The organism is Pseudonocardia sp. NPDC049154, assembly GCF_040648315.1.
In the GTDB taxonomy this organism is placed as follows: Bacteria; Actinomycetota; Actinomycetes; order Mycobacteriales; family Pseudonocardiaceae; genus Pseudonocardia.
Genome location: NZ_JBEZDN010000207.1, coordinates 1 through 7,562, shown reverse-complemented (window position 1 = coordinate 7,562; position 7,562 = coordinate 1). Strand labels below are relative to the sequence as shown.

The 7,562-nt window shown below is 74.3% G+C and carries 8 protein-coding genes; 4 read left to right on the top strand and 4 right to left on the bottom strand.

Going from position 1 to position 7,562, the window contains the following annotated elements:
• Nucleotides 1-419: 419 nt before the first annotated feature.
• Nucleotides 420-1,439 (bottom strand): non-homologous end-joining DNA ligase, encoded by a 1,020-nt coding sequence (gene ligD / locus AB0B41_RS41945; RefSeq protein WP_358212656.1) that lies wholly within the window; start codon nucleotides 1,437-1,439, stop codon nucleotides 420-422.
• 221 nt (nucleotides 1,440-1,660) lie between these two features.
• Between ligD and AB0B41_RS41940 the strand changes: the two genes are divergently transcribed.
• Together AB0B41_RS41940 and msrB are read left to right on the top strand one after the other, a co-directional pair.
• A complete protein-coding gene (locus AB0B41_RS41940) occupies nucleotides 1,661-1,969 on the top strand; it encodes a hypothetical protein (RefSeq protein WP_358212654.1) in 309 nt (102 codons plus the stop codon).
• A gap of 72 nt (nucleotides 1,970-2,041) precedes the next feature.
• Nucleotides 2,042-2,503, top strand: coding sequence for a peptide-methionine (R)-S-oxide reductase MsrB (gene msrB, locus AB0B41_RS41935; RefSeq protein WP_358212652.1), 462 nt, complete (start codon nucleotides 2,042-2,044; stop codon nucleotides 2,501-2,503).
• A 73-nt stretch (nucleotides 2,504-2,576) separates the two neighbouring features.
• Here msrB and hemQ read toward each other — a convergent pair whose 3' ends face one another.
• From hemQ to hemE, 3 genes are read right to left on the bottom strand one after another with little or no spacing between them, the layout of a single operon-like run.
• Nucleotides 2,577-3,272: a hydrogen peroxide-dependent heme synthase gene (gene hemQ, locus AB0B41_RS41930; RefSeq protein ID WP_358212650.1), complete on the bottom strand. Its 696-nt coding sequence runs from the start codon at nucleotides 3,270-3,272 to the stop codon at nucleotides 2,577-2,579.
• Nucleotides 3,245-4,738, bottom strand: coding sequence for a protoporphyrinogen oxidase (gene hemG / locus AB0B41_RS41925; protein WP_358212648.1), 1,494 nt, complete (start codon nucleotides 4,736-4,738; stop codon nucleotides 3,245-3,247). The genes hemQ and hemG overlap by 28 nt, the downstream gene beginning before the upstream one ends.
• The gene (hemE, locus tag AB0B41_RS41920; RefSeq protein ID WP_358212647.1) at nucleotides 4,738-5,790 is read right to left on the bottom strand and encodes a uroporphyrinogen decarboxylase; all 1,053 of its coding nucleotides are present in this window, start codon (nucleotides 5,788-5,790) and stop codon (nucleotides 4,738-4,740) included. Before hemE ends, hemG begins: the two co-directional genes overlap by 1 nt.
• A 105-nt stretch (nucleotides 5,791-5,895) precedes the next feature.
• Between hemE and AB0B41_RS41915 the strand changes: the two genes are divergently transcribed.
• Both AB0B41_RS41915 and AB0B41_RS41910 read left to right on the top strand, forming a co-directional pair.
• On the top strand, nucleotides 5,896-6,489 hold the full coding sequence (locus AB0B41_RS41915) for a DUF3000 domain-containing protein (protein ID WP_358212645.1): 594 nt from the start codon (nucleotides 5,896-5,898) through the stop codon (nucleotides 6,487-6,489).
• Nucleotides 6,490-6,795: 306 nt separating this feature from the next.
• Complete coding sequence (locus AB0B41_RS41910) at nucleotides 6,796-7,449, top strand: response regulator transcription factor (protein ID WP_156067259.1); 654 nt, start codon at nucleotides 6,796-6,798, stop codon at nucleotides 7,447-7,449.
• The last annotated feature ends 113 nt before the right edge of the window (nucleotides 7,450-7,562 follow it).

Here is a 7,562-nt window from a genome sequence, read left to right as displayed (position 1 = left end):
ACCGCCAGTCCCGACATTCTAGCTCGACACACTGTTGAGTTCTCAAAAGACACCCGCACACCATGGCTCACCTGACGGAGAACTTCCGGGGCTTTCCCTCACCGTACACCCACCCAGATCCACGAGGATCCAGGGGGCCCGGCCCGGGGAGCGGCCAGCGGGCCTGTTGACCGAACCCCAGGGGCTCGTTCTGTCCGGCGTCTCGCTGACAGAGAGAAAGTTACACGGGCCGATCAACGAGGGCAAAACGGGGGTCCCCACCCCGAAATCGGGCCGAATGCGCAGGTCACGACGCTGCGGACCTCGCCAGGAGCCAGGTTAACGGCAGATTTCCTGGCTCATGACGGCGCTCACACTTCCGGTGACGGTGCGGCGCTCGAGGCCGCCGACCCGAGGTGGACACCGGCTGACCAGCGGCGTCACGCCTCGGTGCGCCGCGCCCGCGAGGGCTGCACCCGCATCGGCTCGTCCGGCATCTTCGGGTACTCCGGCGGGTACGGCATCTCCCCCAGCCCGTCCTGCTCGTACCACTCGAGGGCCTGCTCGCAGCCGCCCTGCTCGCGGTGCATGTCCGCGTGGGGGTCGCCGTGCTCGGCGAGCAGGCCTGGCACGGTGCGCAGGGTGAAGTCCTCGGGTGCGACGTCCGGCAACGACTCCCACGCGAGCGGCATGGAGACCGTGGCCCCGGGCAGCCCGCGCACCGACCAGGCCGACGCGATCGTCCTGTCCCGCGCCGCCTGGTTGAAGTCGAGGAACACCCGCTCGCCGCGCTCCTCCTTCCACCAGGCCACCGTCGCCTTGTCCGGGATCCGGTCGGCGACGCGGCGGGCGATCGAGATGACGGCGCGGCGCACCTGGATGAAGTCCCACTCGGGGCGGATGGGCGCCGCCACGTGGATGCCCCGGCCGCCCGACGTCTTGGGCCACCCCGTGAGGCCGGCCTCGGCGAGCACCTCCCGCACCACGGCGGCGACGGCCACCGCGTCGGCGAAGCTCGTGCCCGGCTGCGGGTCGAGGTCGATCCGCAGTTCGTCCGGATGGTCGGTGTCCGGGGCCCGCACCGGCCACGGGTGGAAGTCGAGGGTGCCCATGTTGGCGGCCCACGCGATCGCGGCGGGCTCCGACGGCGCGAACGTGTCCGCGGTGCGCCCGCTCGGGAAGGTGACGCGCGCGGTGCGCACCCACTCCGGCGCCCCCTTCGGCAGCCGTTTGGCGAAGAACGGCTCGCCCTCCACGCCGTCGGGATACCGCTTGAGGTTGGTCGGCCGGTCCCGCAGGACCGCGATCATCGGCCCGGAGACGGCGACGTAGTACTCCATCACCTCGCGCTTGGTGATCCCGAGCGCGGGGAAGATCACCTTGTCCGGGCTGGTCAGGCGCACCTCGCGGGTGCCCTCCGGACCCGGGACCGGCACCAGCTCGACCGCCTTCGACGCCATGTCGCGCAACCTACCGGTGCAGGCCGACGAATTCCCGGATCGCGTCCGCGACCGGCGCCGGAGCGGTGGCGGGGCGGTGGCGACGTGCGGCCGACCCACGCGGCGGACCCCGCACGTCGAGGCCCGCGACGGTGCTCCTTCGCAGCGCCCTGGTCACAGGGGACGGACCCTGCCACGAGAGATCGGCGCGACGAGCGGGTCCCCGGCGCTACGCTCGGGCCATGACCCTGCCGGAGCCGCGCCACCGGGCGCCCCAGTGGGCGCGCCGGTTCGACGACGAGCTGGTCGGGCTCGACCCCGAGGACCCCGAGGCGCGCGCCTTCGCCCAGCACCTGGACCGGATGCAGCGCGACCGGCCGTCGTTCACCGTCGAGGGGTACCTGGAGGGCGTGAAGGACTTCGCCGAGTCGGCGAACCGGGCGCAGGGCGGCCGGTACTGGGCGGCCGTGGTCGTCGTGGTGCTGCTGCTCGCCGGTGTGGTGTGGGTCGTCGGCAACGCGCTGGTCTTCGTGCTCGGCACCTGGTTGTAGCGCGAAACATCCCGGCCCCGCCGTGCGTTGGAGTGAACGGCACCCCGTGCCGGGAAGGGTTAGCGTGACGACATGGGTCTGTTCAGCAAGGAGTCCGGGTCGCGGGAGACGGCGGAGCCGGCGGCGCAGGAGCCGGCACCGACCGTCGTGAAGTCCGACGAGGAGTGGCGGGCCCAGCTCAGCCCCGCCGAGTACCAGGTCCTGCGGCAGGCGGGCACCGAGCGGCCCTTCGTGGGTGAGTACACCGACACGAAGACGATCGGCGTGTACAAGTGCCGTGCCTGCGGCGCCGAGCTGTTCCGCAGCGAGACCAAGTTCGAGTCGCACTGCGGGTGGCCGTCCTTCTACAAGCCGGAGGACGCGGCCGTGGTCGAGCGGGCGGACACCTCGCTCGGGATGCGCCGGGTCGAGGTGCTGTGCGCGGCCTGCCACAGCCACCTGGGCCACGTGTTCGAGGGCGAGGGCTACCCCACGCCCACGGACCTGCGCTACTGCATCAACTCGATCTCGATGACGCTGGAGCCCGCCGAGTAGGCCACGGCGGACCCGCGGACACGGAAGGCCCCGCACCCCACGAGGTGCGGGGCCTTCCCCGTGTCCCGGGGGCTCAGGGCAGGGTCGCGACCAGGTCGCCGACCTGTACCCGCGGGCCGGTGTAGAAGGGGATCTCCTCCCGGACGTGCCGGCGCGCCTCGGTCCCGCGGAGATGCCGCATGAGGTCGACGATCCGGTGCAGCTCGTCCGCCTCGAAGGCGAGGATCCACTCGTAGTCGCCGAGGGCGAAGGCGGGCACGGTGTTGGCCCGCACGTCCGGGTAGTCCCGCGCCTCCTTGCCGTGGTCGGCGAGCATCGTGCGGCGCTCGTCGTCCGGCAGCAGGTACCACTCGTAGCTACGGACGAAGGGGTACACGCAGACGTACTTCTTGGGGTCCTCGCCGGCGAGGAAGGCCGGGATGTGGCTCTTGTTGAACTCGGCCGGGCGGTGCAGCGCGACCTGGCTCCAGACCGGGACGGACGCGCGGCCGAGGGCGGTCTCGCGACGGAGGTCCGCGTAGGCCGCCTGCAGCGCCTCGAGGTTGTCCGCGTGCCACCAGATCATGTAGTCCGCGTCCGCCCGCACGCCCGCGAGGTCGTAGACCCCGCGCACCACGACGCCCTTGCCCTCGAGGGCCTCCACGAACTCGGCGGCCTGGGTGGCCGCGCCGGAGCGCTCCTCGCCCAGCTTCCCGGGTTCCACCCGGAAGACCGACCACATGGTGTAGCGGATCGTCGCGTTCAGCTCGGCGTAGTCGAGGCGGGCCATGCGTCCATGCTGCCACGCGGGTCCGTGCCGCCGTTCGAGGTCCCCACCACTCCGGCCAGCCGTTCCGCGGCCGCCCGGGCGGTGCCGACACACGCCGGCACGCCGACCCCGTGCAGGGCCGCGCCGACGACCTCCAGGCCCGGGACCGGGGCCACGGCGGCCTCGAGCGCGGCGACCCGGGCCAGGTGACCGGGCGCGTACTGCGGCAGGCCGCCGCCCCAGCGCTGGACGTGCACCGCGACGGGCTCGGCGGTGATCCCGTGCAACGTCACCAGGTCGGCGCGGGCGCGCGCGACCAGCTCCGCCTCGTCGACCTGGAGGGTGGCGGCCTCGCCGAAGCGCCCGAGGGAGACCCGGAGCCGGACCAGGCCGTCGGGCGAGACGTGTGCCCACTTGGCCGACGAGTGCGTGGCCGCCTTGATCGTCAGCGGCTCGTCCGCCGCGACCAGGACCCCGGACGTGTCCGGTCCGGTGATCCCGCGGAACGCGAAGGCGATCACGACGGACGACGCGAGCTCGATCCCCTCGACCGCGGCCGCCGCGTCCGGCACGGGCTCCGCGAGGAGCTTCCGCACGGCGGGAGCCGGGACGGCGAGGACCACCGCGTCGACGTCGAGGGCCTCGGGGGCGGTCGTCGGGCCGAGCACGAGTCGCCAGCCGCGCCCGCGGCGTTCCAGCTCCCGGACGGTGGTGCCCAGCCGCAGCTCGGCGCCCGACGCGGCGCGCAGGGCGTCGAGCAGCACGCCGTAGCCCCCGCGGACGGCGCCGAACACCGGTCCGCCCGCCTGCCCGGACACGCGCGGCCCGCCCGACTCCCGATCCGCGACGGGCGCGGGCGGGGCAGCACGGGTCGCGGCCTCCGTGAGCGACGGGGCGCCCGCGTCGAGCGCGGCGGCGAGGGCGGGCACGGTGGCGCGCAGGCCGAGCGCGTCGACCCGCCCGGCGTACACGCCGCCGAGCAGCGGGTCGGTGAGCCTCGCGGGGACCTCGGGGCCGAACCGCTCCCGCAGCAGGACGCCCAGGGCGGCGTCCTGGCCGGGCTCCCAGTCCAGCGGCCGCCGCGGTTCCGCGGCCGCAGCGGCCAGGCCGGCCTCCGAGAGCACGCCGGCCAGCTGCGCCCCGGCCGTCGGGACGCCCATGAGGGTGCCGCCCGGCATGCCGACCGTGCGGCCGCCCGCGCGGATGGTGGGCCGGGCCCCGGTGGGGTGCACCACCTCGCCGGCGAGCCCGAGCTCGGCCAGCAGCGCCGGGACCTCCGGGCGGCGGGCGAGGAAGGCCTCGGCGCCGACGTCGAACGGGCGCCCCGCGAGGTCCACGGTCCGCAGCACGCCGCCGATCCGGTCCGACCGCTCGACCACGACGATCCGGGCCCGCGGACCGAGCAGGACGCGCAGCCGGTGGGCCGCGGCGAGGCCCGAGACCCCGGCCCCGACGACCGCGACCGACGGGGCGACCGTCGGCGCCACTAGAGCGAGTGCACCAGCTCGACGGTCCGGGTGATCATGTCCGGGTCGGTGCCCGGGAGCACCCCGTGGCCCAGGTTGAACACGTGCCCGGGGGCGCGGGCGCCCTCGGCGGCGATCCGCCGGACCTCCTCCTCGACGGAGGCGAGGTCCGCGAACAGCAGCGCGGGGTCGAGGTTGCCCTGCACCGGCACCCGGCCGCCGGCCCGGCGGGCGGCGACGTCGAGCGGGGTGCGCCAGTCGACGCCGATGACGTCCGCACCCGCCTCGGTCATCGCGCCCAGCAGCTCGGCCGTGCCGACGCCGAAGTGGAAGCGCGGGATGCCGGCCCCGGCGACCCGGGACAGCACGGCCGCCGAGTGCGGCAGCACGTAGCGCCGGTAGTCCCGCTCGGACAGCGCGCCCGCCCAGGAGTCGAACAGCTGCACGGCGTCGACCCCCGCGGCGATCTGCGCCTCCAGGAAGGTCGCGGTGATCTCGGCGAGGTGCGCCATCAGCGCGTGCCACACGTCCGGCGCGGCGTGCATCAGCGCCTTGGTGCGCTCGTGGTTGCGGCTCGGCCCGCCCTCCACGAGGTACGACGCCAGGGTGAACGGCGCGCCGGCGAAACCGATCAGCGGCGTCTCCCCCAGCTCCCGCAGGAGCAGCCCCACCGCGTCCGTGACCGGCTCGACCTGGCCGGGGTGCAGCGTGGGCAGCCCCGCGACGTCGGCCGCCGTGCGGACGGGCGACGCGACGACGGGCCCGGTGCCGGGCACGATGTCGACCGCGATCCCGGCCGCGTAGAGCGGGACGACGATGTCGGAGAACAGGATCGCGGCGTCCACCCCGTGCCGGCGGACCGGCTGCATCGTGATCTCGCAGGTGAGGTCCGGGGTCAGGCAGGACTGCAGCATCCCCGTGTCCGCCCGCAGCGCCCGGTACTCCGGCAGCGATCGCCCGGCCTGGCGCATGAACCAGACCGGCAGCCGCTCCGGGCGCTCGCCGCGCGCCGCGGCGAGGAACGCGGACTCGGGCAGCGACCGCCGGGTGGGCACGGTGGTGAGCGGGTTCATCACACCCCATCGTCCCACGTCCGCCGGACGCGACGCAGATCGACCCGATCGGAGAGCGGCGCGCCTGTTTCCGCCGGTCCCGCCGCCGACCTACAGTCCCGCCCCGTGCCCGATCCCGCCGTCCCACCACCGCTGTTCCGCCGCGCGGTCGACTCCCTCGCGGCCGTCCGGCCCCGACCCGAGCTGGTGGTCCGCTCGCTCGAGGCGCCGCCGCGGCTGGCGCCCTACAGCTGGGCGACGAGCGTCGAGGCCGACATCGTCCACCGCGGCGACGGCACGGACGACCTGGACGAACCCGACACGTCCGGCCGGTTGATCCTGCTGCACGACCCCGCCGGGCAGGAGGCCTGGGAGGGCGAGTTCCGGCTCGTCTGCTTCGTGCAGGCGCGGCTCGAGCGCGAGCAGCTGGGCGACGAGATGCTCCCCGTCGTCGCCTGGTCCTGGCTGACCGAGGCGCTCGCCGACCTCGGCGGCCGGCACACCGCGCTCGGCGGGACCGTGACGCAGACCTCCTCGGTGCGCTTCGGCGACATCGCCGGACCCAAGCGGGACGACGACGTCGAACTCCGGGCCTCCTGGACCCCACTCGAACCCGATGGGGACCTTGCGGCACACGCGGAGGCGTTCTGCACACTGGTGGCCACCGCTGCGGGACTTCCGCCGGTGGGAGTTCGGACGCTTGCGCGGCGAAGTGTGTGAGTGGGGAGCGAAGGTGCTGGTCACGGCGCGGGTACGGAGCGTTGATCACCCGACTGGGCGCATCACCGTCGACAAGGCTGTAACTTTCACCCGGAGAAGTTCGATCGGATACACGACGTTAGACCGCTTGGGGGGCTACAGTTCCTCCACGACACCTCCTCGGGCGGTCGGGCGCAACTCTCCGTCCCACCGGGGTCCCGGTGTTGGTCGGGGGGCAACGACCGACTCCAGGGAGGTAGTGACGTGGCCGTAGTAGGCCAGGGCACACCCTTGCGCGGCACTCCTGGTGCCGTGCTTCAGCCCGCGATGGTTCCTCATCCGCGGGAAGAGCAGTTCACCGTGTTGGTCGTCGACGACCACCCGCTCCTGCGGGAGGCCATCGCGGCGCGCTTGCGCTCGATGGGCGCCGGAACCGTCCACGAGGCGGCCTCGGTGGCCGAGGCGCGGGCGCGCGCCCAGGCCAACGGGCCGTGCGATCTCGCGATCCTCGACCTGGGGCTGCCGGACGGCAGTGGCCTCGACCTGGTCACCGAGCTCCGCCAGCTGGGCTGGAACCGGCTCGTCGTACTGGCGTCCTCGGACGACCCGTACGCCGTCCGTTCGGCCTTCCAGGCCGGGGCGCAGGCGTACCTGCTGAAGTCCGCCTCGCCCGCCGTCGTCACCGACGGTGTCAAGCGGGTGCTCGACGGCGGGGTCTACGCCGACCCGACCGTCGCGCCGCTGCTGGCGACGGGCACCCGGGTGCCGGGTACCGACAACACCCCGCGGGAGCTGTCGGCCCGCGAGGTCGAGGTGCTCCAGCTGGTGGCGGACGGGCAGTCGAACAAGGAGATCGGCGAGGCGCTGAGCCTGTCCGCGCTGACCGTCAAGAGCCACCTCTCGCGGATCGGGCGCAAGCTCGGCACCGGGGACCGGGCCCAGATGGTTGCGCTGGCGATGAGAGCCGGGGTCATCCGCTGACACTGCACGGCTCGGGGGGCGGGCCGGCGCCGCGGGACGCGGCGGCCGGCCCCTCCGCCGTGCCCCGGGACGGGGCCGGGGCGGGATCGGGATCCGGCCCGGGGGGCGCGGCG

Bases quoted from the DNA above. Each gene is read 5' to 3' on its own strand.
- ligD (WP_358212656.1), bottom strand. From the start codon at position 1,439: ATGGCGTCGAAGGCGGTCGAGCTGGTGCCGGTCCCGGGTCCGGAGGGC.
- AB0B41_RS41940 (WP_358212654.1), top strand. From the start codon at position 1,661: ATGACCCTGCCGGAGCCGCGCCACCGGGCGCCCCAGTGGGCGCGCCGG.
- hemE (WP_358212647.1), bottom strand. From the start codon at position 5,790: ATGAACCCGCTCACCACCGTGCCCACCCGGCGGTCGCTGCCCGAGTCC.
- msrB (WP_358212652.1), top strand. From the start codon at position 2,042: ATGGGTCTGTTCAGCAAGGAGTCCGGGTCGCGGGAGACGGCGGAGCCG.
- hemQ (WP_358212650.1), bottom strand. From the start codon at position 3,272: ATGGCCCGCCTCGACTACGCCGAGCTGAACGCGACGATCCGCTACACC.
- AB0B41_RS41910 (WP_156067259.1), top strand. From the start codon at position 6,796: ATGGTTCCTCATCCGCGGGAAGAGCAGTTCACCGTGTTGGTCGTCGAC.